The organism is Leisingera caerulea DSM 24564, from assembly GCF_000473325.1.
In the GTDB taxonomy this organism is placed as follows: domain Bacteria; phylum Pseudomonadota; class Alphaproteobacteria; order Rhodobacterales; family Rhodobacteraceae; genus Leisingera; species Leisingera caerulea.
On record NZ_AXBI01000001.1, the window covers coordinates 85,214 to 100,243 of the forward strand.

The 15,030-nt window shown below is 56.9% G+C and carries 13 protein-coding genes and 1 pseudogene; 7 read left to right on the top strand and 7 right to left on the bottom strand.

Going from position 1 to position 15,030, the window contains the following annotated elements; all coding sequences use genetic code 11:
- Positions 1-49 precede the first annotated feature (49 nt).
- From CAER_RS0100460 to CAER_RS0100480, 5 genes are all read right to left on the bottom strand, one after another.
- A complete protein-coding gene (locus CAER_RS0100460; RefSeq protein ID WP_027233577.1) occupies positions 50-1,144 on the bottom strand; it encodes an ABC transporter ATP-binding protein in 1,095 nt (364 codons plus the stop codon).
- Between the two features lie 16 nt (positions 1,145-1,160).
- Positions 1,161-1,961 carry an ABC transporter permease gene (locus CAER_RS0100465; protein WP_027233578.1) on the bottom strand — a complete coding sequence of 267 codons (801 nt, stop codon included), beginning with the start codon at positions 1,959-1,961 and terminating at the stop codon, positions 1,161-1,163.
- Positions 1,958-2,803 (bottom strand): ABC transporter permease, encoded by an 846-nt coding sequence (locus CAER_RS0100470; protein WP_027233579.1) that lies wholly within the window; start codon positions 2,801-2,803, stop codon positions 1,958-1,960. Before CAER_RS0100470 ends, CAER_RS0100465 begins: the two co-directional genes overlap by 4 nt.
- Positions 2,804-2,885: 82 nt before the next feature.
- Complete coding sequence (locus CAER_RS0100475; RefSeq protein ID WP_027233580.1) at positions 2,886-4,004, bottom strand: polyamine ABC transporter substrate-binding protein; 1,119 nt, start codon at positions 4,002-4,004, stop codon at positions 2,886-2,888.
- 19 nt (positions 4,005-4,023) lie between these two features.
- A complete protein-coding gene (locus CAER_RS0100480; RefSeq protein WP_036796624.1) occupies positions 4,024-4,839 on the bottom strand; it encodes a creatininase in 816 nt (271 codons plus the stop codon).
- Between the two features lie 98 nt (positions 4,840-4,937).
- On the opposite strand from CAER_RS0100480, the gene CAER_RS0100485 reads away from it, so the two are divergent.
- From CAER_RS0100485 to CAER_RS30820, 5 genes and pseudogenes are all read left to right on the top strand, one after another.
- Positions 4,938-5,834, top strand: a complete 897-nt coding sequence (locus CAER_RS0100485) for a LysR substrate-binding domain-containing protein (protein WP_027233582.1) — start codon at positions 4,938-4,940, stop codon at positions 5,832-5,834.
- A gap of 100 nt (positions 5,835-5,934) precedes the next feature.
- Positions 5,935-7,155 (top strand): M24 family metallopeptidase, encoded by a 1,221-nt coding sequence (locus tag CAER_RS0100490; protein ID WP_027233583.1) that lies wholly within the window; start codon positions 5,935-5,937, stop codon positions 7,153-7,155.
- A 252-nt stretch (positions 7,156-7,407) separates the two neighbouring features.
- Entirely contained in the window at positions 7,408-8,430 is a 1,023-nt protein-coding gene (locus CAER_RS0100500) for a GlxA family transcriptional regulator (RefSeq protein WP_027233584.1), read from the top strand.
- A gap of 157 nt (positions 8,431-8,587) precedes the next feature.
- On the top strand, positions 8,588-10,159 hold the full coding sequence (locus CAER_RS0100505) for a BCCT family transporter (RefSeq protein ID WP_051357615.1): 1,572 nt from the start codon (positions 8,588-8,590) through the stop codon (positions 10,157-10,159).
- Between the two features lie 605 nt (positions 10,160-10,764).
- Positions 10,765-11,610: pseudogene (locus tag CAER_RS30820) on the top strand (transposase); the annotation flags it as partial.
- Between the two features lie 233 nt (positions 11,611-11,843).
- On the opposite strand, the gene CAER_RS27035 reads toward CAER_RS30820, so the two are convergent.
- Complete coding sequence (locus CAER_RS27035; RefSeq protein WP_084299302.1) at positions 11,844-12,512, bottom strand: aldehyde dehydrogenase family protein; 669 nt, start codon at positions 12,510-12,512, stop codon at positions 11,844-11,846.
- Complete coding sequence (locus CAER_RS0100530) at positions 12,509-13,219, bottom strand: IS6 family transposase (protein ID WP_008335478.1); 711 nt, start codon at positions 13,217-13,219, stop codon at positions 12,509-12,511. The genes CAER_RS27035 and CAER_RS0100530 overlap by 4 nt, the downstream gene beginning before the upstream one ends.
- Positions 13,220-13,276: 57 nt before the next feature.
- Here CAER_RS0100530 and CAER_RS0100535 point away from each other — a divergent pair, with 57 nt between their 5' ends.
- Together CAER_RS0100535 and CAER_RS0100540 are read left to right on the top strand one after the other, a co-directional pair.
- Positions 13,277-13,798, top strand: a complete 522-nt coding sequence (locus CAER_RS0100535) for an AbgT family transporter (RefSeq protein ID WP_209320168.1) — start codon at positions 13,277-13,279, stop codon at positions 13,796-13,798.
- A gap of 32 nt (positions 13,799-13,830) precedes the next feature.
- Positions 13,831-15,009 (top strand): M20 metallopeptidase family protein, encoded by a 1,179-nt coding sequence (locus CAER_RS0100540; RefSeq protein WP_036796626.1) that lies wholly within the window; start codon positions 13,831-13,833, stop codon positions 15,007-15,009.
- Positions 15,010-15,030 lie beyond the last annotated feature (21 nt).

A 15,030-nucleotide genomic window follows, 5' to 3' on the forward strand; every position in this document is an offset into this window, starting at 1 on the left:
GGCCGCATTCAGCCGGGTGCAAATAAGTTGGCAATGCCCGTTAGACTGTTCATTCGCCAGGCAGAACGTGACAATGCTCCGGCAGCCAGTGAACCAAAAGTCTCTGTCCTGCTCTGATGTCTACCGTCTTAAGTTCGTCATGTCCCTTTTGCACTTTAAGTTCCTGACCCTGATCGGTTTCCAAGAAGACAGTGGCAGAGGCCCCTGCAAATTCGCCGCCGACAACCGTGGCTTCAATGCTGTTTCCTGTCCAGGGCGTCCCAATGGCGGCTAATGACATGTTCTCAGAACTCACCGCAAAAGCCAGCGAAGATCCTTCAGTCTTTTGTACTTCTGAAGGCGCTTTCAATGTGAATGCCGAGTGTTCTGATGCAACTTGCCAAGCTTCATTTCCGCCTGATTTGAGGCTGCCGGCAAACACGTTGGATGAGCCCAGGAAGTCCGCAACAAAGCGGTTGTGCGGTTCGCGGTATATTTCCTCGGGCGTACCGATCTGTTCAATCTTACCGCGGCTCATGATCACCACCCGGTCGGCCATGGAGAAGGCCTCGGACATCGAATGGGTCACGTAGACGAAAGTGATGCCCAGATCCTTTTGTAGGCCCGAAAGTACCGACTGCATGCGCACTTTCAAGTGGGCGTCAAGAGCGGAAAGCGGCTCGTCCAGCAGCAGGATCTTAGGTTCGGTCACCAGCGAACGGGCGAGCGCGACACGCTGGCGCTGGCCGCCGGACAGCTGCGAGATATTGCGGTCAGCAAACTCCAGGATACCAAGCCGGTCCAGCCACTTGCGGGCCCGCTCACGCCGTTCACCCTTGGACACTTTGCGCATTTTAAGGCTGAATTCGACATTCTCCTGCACCGTAAGGAAAGGGAACAGGGCCAGGCTCTGCCAGACCATCGGCGTGTCCCGCTCCCAAGTCGGCTTGCCGTTGATCTTCTCCCCGTCCAGAAAAATGCTGCCTTCGGTCGGGTCCTCAAGTCCGGCCAGCATCCGCAAGGTGGTTGTCTTGCCGCAGCCCGAAGAGCCCATGATCGCCAGGAATTCGCCGCGGGCTATTTGGAAGTCGGCCTTTTCAACAGCGGTGAAGCTGCCGAACTTTTTAACAACGTTGTCAAAATGCACGATTGGAGTGTCCAGCATGGCTCTGTCCTGTCTGTTAAGAGGTCTTGGCGTTTGGATTGCGCATCAGAAGCTGGGCAATCACGATGAAGGAGATTGAGCTGACAAAGGCGAGCGAGCCGATGGCATTGATCCGGGGGCTGACCTGGCCCTGAAGGAAGCCCAAAACCTTGACTGGCAGGGTCTCGTTCAGGCCCGACACAAACCAGGCCACCGCGAACTCGTCAAAGGAAACAGCCATGGTGATGAACAAGGCGGCATAGATTGCGGGTTTGGTGAAGGGGATGATCACATGGCGCATGGTCACCCATTCATTACCGCCCAGGTTCCAGGCTGCGGCTTCCAGATCCGGGTCCATCTGCGACAGGCGCAATCGGATGATGGCCATGGCAAAGGGGCTGCACATCACGCCGTGGGCAATGATGACTGAGACCACATTGCCGGAAAGGCTGATACGGGAAAGGAAAGCCAGCATCGCCAGGCCCATGATTACCACCGGGATGGTGGGCGGCAGCAGGGCCAGGGCCAGATAGGCGGTTTTGCCGAAGAACTCGTAGCGGAAGTCGGTGTAGGCGCCGCCAAATCCCAGCAGCGTGGCAATCGCTGCAACGCAGGCGCCAACCAGCAGAGTGTTGAAGAAGCCGGCCCAGACCAGCGGATCTTCCCAGATTAGCCGGTACCATTCAGTTGAGAACGAGCCTAGCGGCAGCGAAGGAAAGCGGTCCGAGTTTAGTGAGAAAACAAAGCTGCCGACAATCGGTGCAAAGATGAAAATCAGGCACAGCGTGATATGCAGTTTCAGAAGGCCGTCGATAATGGGGTTGCGGTTACCGGTCATTTTCCAGCCTCCCTGTAAGCGAATTTGATGGCGGCAAAGGCTACTGTCAGGAGTGTGGCGATCATCGTTAGAGCCACTACCGCGGCGCGCGGCCATTGCTGCCCGGATTTGGTGATGTCGGTGATCATGATCGAAAGGGTCGGCGGGTTGCCTCCGCCCAGGTAAAGGGGGCTCACAAAGTCGCCAAAGCTGAGGATGAAGGCGAAGAGACCCGCGATCACCAGACCGGCTTTGGCGGAAGGTATAATCACTTCCAATACTGTCCGCAGGCGGCCGCAACGCATGTTGTGGGCGGCCTCGACCAGATCACGGTTCACAAAATTCAGGCTGAAGACCTGCAACAGGATTACCAGCGGCAGGCACAGGGTGGCATAACCGGTGAGGGTGCCAAAGCTGTTGTTGAGCATCGGATACGGGCCGAGGCCAAAGTAACCCAGGAAGGCATTAAGGATGCCCGCGTCGGACAGGAAAACCTGCAGCGAATAGACCCGGACCAGATAGCTGGTGAAGAAAGGGATGATCAGGACGAAGATCATCCAGCGTTTCGCATTTTCGCCCAGTTTGAACGAGATCGCATAAGACGCCGGGAAAGCCGTCAAGCTGATCAGCACCGCACTGGCAGAAGCCAGCAGCAGGGTCCTAAAGTAGGCATCCCAGAACACGCTGCGGGAATAGATCTTGACCCAGTTCACAGTGTCAAAATCGGGCTGCATTTGAAAATTCCGCACCGTCCAGAAACTGAGCGCCACCAGAAACGCCAGGGGAAACAAAAAGAAGGCCAGCTGCCAGATAAGTAGAGGCAGCGAGAACGTCAGTGAAAACAGATTCGGCCGTGTATTCATTGGTCTTTCAGCGCCGGGAGGCAGCTGACCTTCAGTTGGGCACCGGTAGCCGGGGGAGGAGACAGCTCCGGTGCTGGTGGGGTTAGGCGCCTTTGTAATCGGACCAGAAGTCGTTCCAGTCCTCGAGGCTTTGCTGCACTGGCAGCTGGCGGTACTTGATGCGGTCTTCGCGGATCAGGTCCATGGCGTTGTGCTGGCCCAGCACCATGTTCTGCCTCTTGGCTTCGGCCGGGTTCGCCTCATTCAGCACGACCCAGCCCTTCTTGTTGGGGATCAGCGCCGGGTAGGCCGCCATATCCGCCGATTTCGCCTGGCCTTCCGGCGAGGTGATGTACTGAATCCACTTGCGCGCCATCTCCTGGTTGCGGGAGCCCTTGCCGATCGAGAAGCTCTCGGTCCACTGCAGGCCGCCTTCCTCCGGAATGGCGGTGCGCACATTGGCGCCGTTTTTTTCGAGCACGCCGGTGATCCAGTCGCCAATGCCCGCAAATGCGGTCATCTGACCGTTCTTTAGCGACGAGAAAGTACCGCCATAGTCAAAGAATCCGCCCACCTGGCCGCGCAGCGCCATGGTGCTGTCCTGCACCTGCTGCCAAGCCTTGTCACTCAGGTCGAAGGGATTGGGATTGCCGTTCAGCAAGCTGATCTGCCCCAAGTTTGGAAGGTGCCAGTCGAAGTGGCCCAGTTTGCCGGTCAGGCGGCTGTCGCCGAAGACGTTGTAGCTGGCCGCATCGCTCTCGCTCAGCACATCGGCGTTATAGGATATGCCGAGGAAGCCAAACCGGGTGATCACCGAGTAGAGCTTGCCGTCCTTCCAGTGACCCGGGAATTGCTGGAACTCCGGGAAGAAGTCATCAAAGGCATAGTCGATTGGGTCCAGTTCCTCAATGTATCCGGCCGCGTTCAACTGCTGAACATATTCGGCGTCGGACAGGATGACGTCATAGGTGCCCGGCGGCGACTGGGCGATCAGGCCCAGCATGTTGTCGCCTCCGGTGTAGTATTTCGGGGTGAACTTTACATTGTGCAGCTCTTCAAATTCGCCAACGACATCAGGCTCTGCATGGCCATACCACGCCAGCATCGACAGATTCACGGTTTCGGCCGCGGCCCGGATAGACAGAAACGGGGTTGCGAGGGCCGCGCCTGCGGCCGACTTCAGCAGCGCCCGCCGGGTGGGATGGGTAAGTTTGGCAGTCATGTCAGTCTCCTTGCTGGTTTTATTGCGCAGCTGTAGCCGCCGCGCTTGCCGGAGAGCGTTCTCCGAATTCTTTCCGCAGCGCTTTGACGATCCCTGCGGTGCAGACATTGAGAAGCAGCTCGCCCTTTTCCGCCGAGGCATCCTTGGGGGAGGACAGGGTGCCGGTGGAGGGTGTCCAGTCCTCGTGCGGGGGGTAGACGTCATAGGGCGGAAATTCGGCCGGCGGGTGGTCGATTGCGTCCTGCAGCCACACCAAATCCGGGTAAAGCTTGAGCATCAGCGAAGTTTCCAACACACCGCCGTGTTCGATGTCCCAACCCAGGAAGCCGTCGGGGTAGAGCTTGGCGATTGAGTCATCGCCGACAAAATCCCAGTAGGACAGCACCACAATTTTCATATCGGTGATGCCGTCCCAGCGCAGTTCCCGCAGGGCCAGATCGATGCCCTCAACGATGAACCAGGAGTTTTCAAAATGGCCGTTCACCAGGCAGATCTGGCGGTTGCCGTGGCGGGCGAATTCCTTGATCACGTCTTTCAGTGCGTTGACCAGACTGCTGCCATCCAGACTAGTAGTGCCGGGAAAGAAGTTCCCGCCTCCGGATTTCTGGTGTGATTTGTAACCATAGGTAAAGGGCGGGGCGACAAGGCTGCCGGTTTCTGACGCAGCCCTGCGGGCAAACTCGGTCGGCAGCAGTACGTCTACATGCATTGGCATGTGATGCCCGTGCTGTTCCATCGATCCGATCGGGATCAGAATGGGGGTGCTGCCACCTGTGACGCGCGATTTATACTCCGGCCAAGGCAGCTCGGCGGCAAAAACTGAAGCGTTCTTCATGGGGAGGCTCAATCCGGGAAGTTAAGGTTGGCTTTACTTTGACTCCAGATGCGCCATGTGGGAAATTGATAGTGGCAATGATAGAATAAGATTTGTAAATGTCTCGAAAGTTCACGAACCTGCAAACTGACTTGCTGCGCACCTTTGTGACGGCAGTCGATCTAGGGAATTATACTGAAACCGGACAAACTCTTGGCCGGACCCAGCCGGCGATTTCCTTGCAAATTCGCCGCCTGGAAGAGCTCAGCGGCTGCAAACTGATCGTGCATCAGGGCAAGGAGCTGACGCTTACGGAAGATGGCCATGCTCTGATCGGGTTTGCCCGTGAAATACTGCGGCTGAACGACAGCGCTGTGGCTCGGCTGTCGCGTTCCAGCATTCAGGGCGTGCTGCGGGTCGGCCTGCCGATCGACTATGCAATCGGTTTCTTTCAGGAGATCATTTCGGACTTTGTTTCTGAAAACCCGGCCGTCACGCTGGACATTCGCTGCAATTGGAGCCGCGATCTTTTGAGTAAGCTGCATGCGGACGAGTTGGATATGACAATTGCCATTACCGACTCCATGCCGGCGCCATATGTCTCGCACTACTGGTCTGAACGTCCCAAATGGGTTTGCGCAAAGGGGTTTCATTTCAATCCGGATGAGCCGTTGCCGCTGGTTCTGCACCCGGAGGGATGCGTTTACAGGGGCCGGGTGATCGAAGCGCTGAATGGTGAAGGGCGCAAATGGCGGATCGCTTTTGAGAGCCCCGGCATCTCGGCACTGCAGAACGCGGTGGCCAGCGGCTGGGGCATTTCTGCCCTTACAACTAAGACCCTGCTCCCGGGCATGCGTATCCTGACACCGGACATCGGATTTCCGCAGCTGGCGCGAATACATGTCGGGTTGTTCTACAAACATGTGCGCCAGAGTGAGGCTGCACTGAAATTGATCGAACAGATAGCAGGAGGCGTTGGGGGCTTCCGTAAGACTCTGAAGCCGACGTCCGGGTAGGATGAATTTGGGATATTTATAGTAGGATCATATCTATTAATTTTTTGAGATCTTTTTTCGGTGTTACCGACTGGGACACGCTCCGAAGAAAGGATCAAACATGTCTGAAGATATGCTCCACGTCATGGAATGGCACAATGGCGAGAAGGATTTTTCGCCATTCTCTGACCAGGAAATGAAACGCCGCCAGGACGAGCTGCGCGGCTGGATGGCAAAACAAAATGTCGATGCGGCGCTGTTCACTTCCTACCACTGCATCAACTATTATTCTGGCTGGCTGTACTGCTACTTCGGGCGCAAGTACGGTATGGTAATCGACCAGAAAAATGCGACCACGATTTCCGCGGGCATTGATGGCGGTCAGCCTTGGCGCCGCAGCTTCGGAAACAACATCACCTATACCGACTGGCGCCGCGACAATTTCTATCGGGCTGTGCAGGAGCTTACCAAGGGTGCTAAGCGTGTCGGTATCGAGTTCGACCACGTGTCGCTGGACTATCGCCAAGCGCTGCAGGATGCGCTGCCGGATGTGGAATTCGTCGATGTGTCTGGCCCCTCCATGTGGATGCGGACGATCAAATCCAATGAGGAGCTGAAACTGATCCGCGAAGGCGCGCGGATTTGTGATGTGGGCGGCGCAGCGGTGGCCAATGCGGTGAAGGCAGGTGTGGCCGAGCATGAAGTGGCAATTGCAGGAACCAATGCGATGATCCGTGAGATTGCAGCTTCGTTCCCCTTTGTTGAACTGATGGACACCTGGACCTGGTTCCAGTCCGGCATCAACACCGACGGCGCCCACAACCCCGTCACCAACCGAATTGTGCAGTCCGGCGATATCCTCAGCCTCAACACCTTTCCGATGATCTTTGGCTACTACACTGCGCTGGAGCGGACCTTGTTCTGCGACCATGTGGACGACGCCAGCCTGGACATCTGGAAAAAGAACGTCGCCGTGCATGAGCGCGGGCTGGAGCTGATCAAGCCCGGTGCAAAGTGCAAGGATATCGCGTTGGAGCTAAATGAGATGTACCGGGAGTGGGATCTGCTGAAGTACCGCTCATTCGGTTACGGTCACAGCTTTGGGGTGCTAAGCCACTATTACGGCCGCGAGGCCGGGGTCGAGCTGCGCGAGGATATCGATACCGAGCTGAAGCCCGGCATGGTGGTGTCGATGGAGCCAATGGTCATGCTGCCAGAAGGCACGCCGGGCGCAGGCGGCTATCGCGAGCATGACATTCTGATCGTAGGCGAAGACGGTGCCGAGAATATAACCGGATTCCCCTACGGCCCGGAGCACAACATTGTCGGCGGTAAGGCCTAAGATGCAGGGGAAGACCGGAATACTGCTGCAGGGGCTGACCTGTTTAGTTGTCCTGGCTGGGTCCATTAGCCTGCTTTCGCTGGCCCCGGATCCGCAGCGGACCAGCGAAAGCGCCGCCAAATGGGTCTATTTGCGTCTGGCCTTCCCCGTCCCGCAATAACAACACACCGCGCCCGCGTGTGCGGTGCTTGAAAATGCCTGAATATCAAAACCCGGACAGAAGCTTGCTTTCTAATGTCCTGGAGACCGCCCATGCAAGACAACCGCTTCCTTCCGAAAGGCGCTGCCACTGTACGCTTCGACAGCGACGCGCCACCGAAGAAATTCCATTTTCTTCTGCTGCCCAAAACTACGATGCTGGCCTTCAGCGCCGCAATCGAACCGCTGCGGATTGCCAATCAGCTAACGCAGAAGGCGCTTTTTGAATGGCATGCGCTCAGCCCGGATGGCCTTCCGGTAACCTGCTCGAACGGCATTCCGATACAGGTTGATTCCGGGCTGGTCGACCTGGACCGCAACGCTTCGCTCTTTGTCTGTGCAGGGACGGAGCCAGCGCAATCCTATGACAGCCGGGTTGTCAGCTGGATCAGTCGCCAGAAAGCGCATGGTGCAAGCGTTGGAAGCATCTGCACCGGCGCCTTTGCTTTGGCGGCAACAGGTGTTCTGACCGGGCGGCGGTTTACTCTGCATTGGGAAAATGCCCCGGGTTTTGTCGAGCTGTTTCCTTGTCTCAAGCCGTCCGGCAACTTCTATGAATCCGACCGCGGGCTTTACACCTGTGGTGGTGGCCATGCCGCAACAGACATGATGCTTGAAATCATTGAGGCCCACTGCGGGGCCCACCTTGCTTCCTGCGTTGCCGACATGTGCCTGCACAAACGCCCGGGAGCAGGCATGTCGCGGCAGATTTCGCCGGTGTCATCAATGCTTGGCTGCCGCAATCAGAATCTGATCCGGGCCGTGCGCTTGATGCAGGCGAACCTGGAAGAGCCGCTGGACATGGATAGAATTGCCAGTGCGCTGGCTGTCTCTCGCCGCCAACTGGAGCGCCTGTTCCAGAAATATGTCGGGCAGTCTCCCTGGCAGTTCTACTTCGGCCTGCGGCTGGAGCGGGCCTTTTCCTTGCTGAACGAAACCGACCTAAGCGTGCGCGAGGTCGCCATGGCCTCAGGCTTTGAAAATGCCTCGTACTTCTCCAGGCAATTCAAGCGTAAGTTTGACCGTTCACCGCACAGTTTCCGCAAATCCTGGTCGCTTAGCAGCTGCGCGCCATAAGCATCCTTAATCCAGGTATTTGCAGTTCTCATTACCTGCCTCCCCACTGCTCCGCTAAGGTCTCAGGCTGAACACCTATTGCCTGTTGCCGGCCTAGGAGGTCGGGTCATGGCTGGCCCGCCCAGGTCCAGCTGAAACACAAAAACAGGGAGAAACAATGTCACTCGAACAAGGCTTTGACGGCCACTACCCCTATAATGCCGTCGCCAGAACCGGCCTGTTGAAAGGCGTGCATGCTCGGATGAGCATAGCCTCGAAACTCATGGTCATCGCCTTTGTGCTGTTCACGGTAGCCAATGTCGAATTCGCCTCCGGCGTGTTCGACGGGATCAAGCTGTGGATCACCAGCACCCTTAGCTGGTATTACATCCTGATGATCAGCATCTTCCTGCTGTTTAGCATCTGGCTGGCCTTCAGCCGCTACGGCCACATCCGGCTGGGCAAGGACAGCGACCGGCCGGAATTCGGCAACTTCTCGTGGTTTGCCATGCTGTTCAGCGCAGGCATGGGCAATGGCGTGCTGTTCTGGAGTATCGCCGAGCCGATGTACCACCTGCAGGGCAACCCGTTCATCGAAATGGCAGGAACTGAGGCGAACTCAGCGCTGGCCGCCAGCACGGCAATGTTGATTACAGCCTTTCATTGGGGCGTCCACGGCTGGGCAGTCTACGTGATTGTTGCTTTGTCTCTGGCCTTTTTTGCCTACCGCAAAGGGTTGCCGCTTTCGATGCGATCCACCCTTTATCCGCTGATCGGCGATCGGATCTACGGGTTCTGGGGCCATGCCGTTGACCTGCTGGCAATCTTTGGCACAATTTTTGGGGTTGCCACCACACTGGGGCTGGGTGTCCAGCAAATGAACACGGGTCTAAACCTGCTTACTGGAATCGCCAATTCGACAACCAATCAGATCATTCTGATAGCTGTAGTGACCGGCATTGCTACACTCTCGGCCGTCTCGGGTGTGTCCAAAGGTATCCGCATTATCAGTGAATTGAATATGTGGTTGACCTTCGCGATCCTTGCCTTCTTCCTTTTTGCGGGTCCCACGGTCTATCTGCTCGGCCAATACGTCAATCTTCTCGGTAACTATGTGCAGAATTTTGTGCCGATGGGGATGTGGGTGGATGAAGAAGCGGGGCGCGACTGGCAGGGCTGGTGGACCGTTTTCTATTGGGGCTGGTGGATCGCCTGGTCACCCTTTGTCGGCCTGTTCATCGCCCGGGTTTCTAGAGGCAGGACCCTGCGCGAGTTTGTGGTTGCCTTGCTGATCGTCCCTCCGCTTGTCACAATGTTCCTTCTGGCCATGTTCGGTGGCAACGCGGTTAGCATCGAATTGCAAGGTGCTGGCGGCATCATCGAAGCCGTGAATGAAAGCCCAACCCTGGCGCTTTACGCAACGCTTGAGGGCATGGAAGTTGGTCTTTGGGGCACTGCCTTTGCTGCAATTGTCACCTTCCTGATTGCCTCATACTTCATCACTTCGTCGGACTCCGGCACCTTGGTGATTTGTACCATGCTAGCGATGGGCAGCCAGCATCCACCGCATGTGGTCCGAGTCTTCTGGGGCGTTACCGAGGGAGTTGTCGCCAGCGTGCTGCTGGTCGCGGGAGGTCTTGTTGCTCTGCAAACAGCATCGATCGCCGCTGCTCTGCCGTTCTCCTTTGTGATACTTCTCATGATGATCAGCTTGTACAGAGCGCTGAAGGAGGAAATGCCTACCAGGTAGCGCATCGGGCATAAAGTTTACACGTCACTCCCGAAAAGATGTGGGGTGGCGTGTATTTTTTTAATACCCGTTAGCCTAAATTTCTAGGGACAGGATTCACAACAAAAGTTGCCAGCTCCGGCCGGACCGGCTCGGCGCAGGTTTGTGTAGCCGGGCTTCCTGGCACCGCTGTGTCGGTAACCGCCCTAAGGAACCGAATGCTCACCTTTTCCTCCGCTCCCGGTCAGCAAAACTGAACAAACCCTAGTTGATGTCCAGTTTTGATAGGTTGCTGCCCCCTGAAGTCGGCTTCTCCAAATGGCGCTTTCAGTCTCTGCATGTTTTTGCTCGAGCATCCCAAGATCACAGCACCATTTTAGATGAGTCATATTTGGCGAGTTTCACTGCAGCCGCGGACTGGTTAGGCAGCTCCAGCAAAAACCATTTCATACAGCATTCTTCTAGATTGATCTCTTCATGACACTAAGAGCTAAAGGCCAGGCGCAGGCATAGCAGGCGGAATTCAGATCAGATAGACTGACTTATTTTACATAAGCAGGATTAAGCGTTTTTGTTGTACGCGGGGCGCGCGCTACCCCCAACTGCGACTCTTGTTAGAAAACAGCATGTTGTCTGACGAGAGGAAACGAAATGGAGCTGTTTACAGCCAACTGAGTATCACGGAACGGCGCAAGATTGAACGCTGGAGGCATGCGAAGGTCCCTGTGAACGAGATCGCGTGCGTCCTTGGGCGCTGCAGATCGATGATATTCCGGGAGTTGAAGCGGAACCATTTCTCGGATCCCTGCCTGCCGAAATGTGATGGCTATTATGGCGCCGCAGCCCAGCTGATGGCGGCCGGCCGGCGCGCGAGGCAACGCAAGCTGATCCGTCATCCGGAGTTGTGCCGCCGTGTCGTCGAGCGGCTGAAAAATGGCTGGACGCCAGAACAGATCGGCAAAAGGATGATCCTTGAAGGCGCTAGGCTGCGGGTCTGCCAGGAAACCATATACCGGTACATCTATTCCAAGGAAGGTATGACGCAGGATCCGATCGGCATTTTCCACGCCAAATTCGATGGCCGTCTTCCCGGATGGCAATGGCAGTGTCCTTCAGCGAAACGTCGAGCCCAATATGCTGACTCATTCTCAGTCTCCATCAGTTGCTTCAAACAAGACCCCTTTTCGGGTCACGCTCTGGATCATAGCGAAGGAAAGACATTCCGTTTCCAGGACGGGCCACGGTCGAAGCAGGGCGATTAACCCATGTTTTGCGACCCCTCCTCGCCTTGGCAAAAAGGCACCGTTGAGAACACAAACCGGCGGGCCCGGCGATGGCTCCCGCGGAAGCGCGACATTCGGCAGTTCTCAGATCACGACATGAAAGTGATTTGCGACCGCCTCAACAACACGCCCCGCAAATGCCTCGGGAGGAAGACGCCCGCAGAGGTCTTCAGAGAGAAGATGATGGAAGAACTGGGCTGCAGTCCCTACCCTGTGAAGTAACAAAAGTCGCGGTTCAGGTATCGCTCACAAGTGCCAAGCGCGATTTTGCTCTGGCTTTTGTCCGGGAAAACTATGCGGACTTCGGGCCGTCGCCGCCACACCATGTGGAGGCCTGCTGTCTTTCCTCACTCAACTGCCGGGGCCCCGACCGCAATGGAAGAAGTCAGGGCAGGCCGGAATAGCTCCCCCTGGTGTTACAGTCAGATGGAGAGGCAGAAGTACTTAACCTCTAGATAGTCCTCTATTCCGTATTTAGATCCTTCGCGCCCGTTGCCGCTTTCCTTCATCCCGCCAAATGGCGCGACCTCGGTCGAGATCATGCCGGTGTTGGCACCAACGATGCCGAAGTCCAGCGCTTCGGCGGTGCGCCAGACGCGGCTAAGGTTCTGACCGTAGAAATATGCAGCCAACCCAAATGGGGTTCTGTTGGCCATTTCGTACATTTCTTCAGGATCGCCAAACTTGATGATAGCTGCGACAGGGCCGAAAATCTCCTCGTGAAAGATTTGAAACTCCGGCGACACGTCGGTCAGTACCGTCGGCTCAAAAAAGCTTTTCCCCAGCGCGTGGCGCTTGCCGCCGGTGCTGATCGTGCCCCCTCGGCCAGTTGCATCAGCAACCAGTTCCTCAACTTTTTCAACCGCGGCCTGATCGATCATCGGTCCAATTTGCACATCTTCACCGAAACCGTCACCGACGCGCAACCCGCGGACCCGGGCGGTAAATTTTTCTACAAAAGCGTCGTGGATGCCTTCCTGCACGAAGAAACGATTGGCGCAAACACAGGTCTGGCCCGCATTGCGGTACTTTGATGGGCATTGCCAACTTATTTGCACCCGGCTGAATGCGGCCTGCTCCGCGCCCGTCATGCGGTCATCTCGAGTGCGTAGCCGTTCCAAAGATCAAAGGCATCGGATCGGGCGTGGCGGTACGATGTGGCGGTAAGACGATAGCGGCGGGGACGGAAGAACATGTTGATCTGGTCATGTGCGTCCAGAAATCTCTGAGCCTGTCCGGGTGACTTGAACCGCCCCATGAGTTTCTCTCGCTTGCGGGTTGGCCGATGGGATCCTTCGATCCGGTTGTTCAAGCCCTTGTGCGCCCGATGATCAGCATTCGCCACGAGGTTGCGGATCGGCCTGATGTAACTGCGCAGCTTGTCGGTGATCACGACCCGCGGCGCGCCAAACCGGTCGATCAGCCGCTTCAAGAACCGGCTGGCGGCCTTTGCATTACGTTGCTTTTGCACGAGAATGTCGAGCACATTCCCATTCGCGTCGACTGCCCGCCAAAGCCAGAACTTCACGCCATTGATCGGAACAACGACTTCATCCAAGTGCCATTTGTCACTGGCGCCCGGCCTGTCGCGCTTGATGCAATCGGCGAAATGGCGGCCAAACCGGTTCACCCAGTTCCGGACGGTTTCCCGGCTGACCATCACGCCGCGTTCGGCCAGCAGATCCTCGACATCTGCCGTGCTCAGCGCAAACCGATGGTAAGCCCAGACGGCATAGGAGATGATCTCGCGGGGAAAACGAAAGCCCTTCAGGCGTCGAATTGTCGGCACGGTTTTCATGATGACCGCCTATCCCGACGGAACCCCGTGATCAACTTGGCAATGCCAGCGCGGATGATGGCCGAGTCCATGGCCACGATGGCAAGCTTCATCGTCATCGTGTTCTTCGCGGCGCAGATGCTGGCCTATTTCAGCTGGTCCAATCTGGGGCAGATCATGGCGATCAAGGGCGCCGAGGCGCTGGAAGATCAGAACGGGTTCGTGCTGATCATCGGTATTATCTTCCTGGTCACGATGCTGAATCTGGTGATCGGCTCCGCCTCGGCCAAATGGGCAATCCTGGCGCCGATCTTCGTGCCGATGCTGATGTATCTGGGCTTTCATCCGGCCTTCACGCAGATGCTCTACCGGATCGGCGACTCGATCACCAATCCGATCACGCCGATGGTCCCCTATATGCCGCTGCTCCTGTCTTTTGCGCAGAGATATGTGAATGGGATCGGCATCGGCACGCTGATCGCCGCGCTGCTGCCCTATAGCATCGCCTTCGCGGCCACCTGGGTTGTGATGATCCTGCTTTGGTATTTGACGGGCTGGCCGCTCGGTCCCGATGGCCTGATCTTCTACGGCGCGCCCTAGGCTCAGCCCCCCCCGCAGGAAAGGAGAAAACCATGACCCATGAGATAGCCAGAGCCTATGTGGAGCAGGCCGTCGCATGGAGACGTTATCTGCACCAATATCCCGAGCTCTCGTTTGAGGAGGTAGAGACGAGCCGGTATATTCTCGGCGAGATGACGAAGCTGAAACATGTCACCCGTATCGAGAAGCTCACCGAAACCAGCCTGGTCGTGGTTTTCGACAGCGGCAAGCCGGGTCCAAAGATCGGCCTGCGCGCGGATATCGACGGTCTTCCGGTGACCGAGGATCGCGACGATCTGCCCTTCGCATCGAAGGTGGAGGGCAAGATGCATGCCTGCGGCCATGACGGCCATTCGGCGATCCTGATGGCCGCCTGCCAATATCTCGACGATCATTTCGACGAGCTCGAAGGGGAGGTGCATGCCATCTTCCAGCATGCCGAGGAACTGCCGCCGGGCGGCGCGAGAGAGATGGTCGCGACCGGCTATTTCGACGATTTCGACTTCATCTACGGCCAGCACCTGATGTCGTTCGTGCCATTGGGCAAGATCGACATAAAGGCCGGCCCTGGCACCGCCAATTCGGATATCTACAGCATTAAGATCATCGGCAAGGGCGGCCATGCGGCGATGCCCGAGGAAACGATCGACCCGGTGGTCATCGGGGCGCAATTCGTGACCAATCTCCAAAGCATCGTGGCCCGCCAATGCAACCCGCTCGATGCCATGGTGATCTCAAATACGGTCTTCCACGCCGGAACCGCGGATAACGTCATACCGCATAGCGTGACCCTGCGCGGCAGCGTCCGCACACATACCAAACAGGCTCGCAATCTTGCCGACTCCGGTCTTGAGAAACTGCTGAAGGGTCTTTGCGAGGCCAATGGCGCCTCCTACGAATACGAATTTCAATACGGATATGACGCGGTTCAGAACGATCCGGAGAAAACCGCGATCGTGCGCGACTTGGCCCGGAAACGCTATGGCGAGCATGTCATTTCCGAGAAGCCGATGATGGGCGGCGAGGATTTCAGTGCCTTCAGCCTGCGGGTGCCGTCGACATTCGGCATGATCGGCGCCAAAAACCCGGAAAAAGGCTTCGACTACCCGCATCACCACCCAAAATTCGGTATCGATGAGGACAGTTTCGAGATGGGGATCCAGATGATGGTGGATGTTGCCCTGAACAGCCGACAATTCGCCGGCCGCTAAAGCGGGTGTCACGTTCCGGCA

Excerpts from the sequence above, each read along its gene's own strand:
- CAER_RS27035 (WP_084299302.1), bottom strand. The coding sequence starts at position 12,512 with ATGACGGGCGCGGAGCAGGCCGCATTCAGCCGGGTGCAAATAAGTTGG.
- CAER_RS0100540 (WP_036796626.1), top strand. The coding sequence starts at position 13,831 with ATGACCCATGAGATAGCCAGAGCCTATGTGGAGCAGGCCGTCGCATGG.
- CAER_RS0100500 (WP_027233584.1), top strand. The coding sequence starts at position 7,408 with ATGCAAGACAACCGCTTCCTTCCGAAAGGCGCTGCCACTGTACGCTTC.
- CAER_RS0100530 (WP_008335478.1), bottom strand. The coding sequence starts at position 13,219 with ATGAAAACCGTGCCGACAATTCGACGCCTGAAGGGCTTTCGTTTTCCC.
- CAER_RS0100535 (WP_209320168.1), top strand. The coding sequence starts at position 13,277 with ATGGCCGAGTCCATGGCCACGATGGCAAGCTTCATCGTCATCGTGTTC.
- CAER_RS0100465 (WP_027233578.1), bottom strand. The coding sequence starts at position 1,961 with ATGACCGGTAACCGCAACCCCATTATCGACGGCCTTCTGAAACTGCAT.
- CAER_RS0100490 (WP_027233583.1), top strand. The coding sequence starts at position 5,935 with ATGTCTGAAGATATGCTCCACGTCATGGAATGGCACAATGGCGAGAAG.
- CAER_RS0100475 (WP_027233580.1), bottom strand. The coding sequence starts at position 4,004 with ATGACTGCCAAACTTACCCATCCCACCCGGCGGGCGCTGCTGAAGTCG.
- CAER_RS0100470 (WP_027233579.1), bottom strand. The coding sequence starts at position 2,803 with ATGAATACACGGCCGAATCTGTTTTCACTGACGTTCTCGCTGCCTCTA.
- CAER_RS0100460 (WP_027233577.1), bottom strand. The coding sequence starts at position 1,144 with ATGCTGGACACTCCAATCGTGCATTTTGACAACGTTGTTAAAAAGTTC.
- CAER_RS0100505 (WP_051357615.1), top strand. The coding sequence starts at position 8,588 with ATGTCACTCGAACAAGGCTTTGACGGCCACTACCCCTATAATGCCGTC.
- CAER_RS0100480 (WP_036796624.1), bottom strand. The coding sequence starts at position 4,839 with ATGAAGAACGCTTCAGTTTTTGCCGCCGAGCTGCCTTGGCCGGAGTAT.
- CAER_RS0100485 (WP_027233582.1), top strand. The coding sequence starts at position 4,938 with ATGTCTCGAAAGTTCACGAACCTGCAAACTGACTTGCTGCGCACCTTT.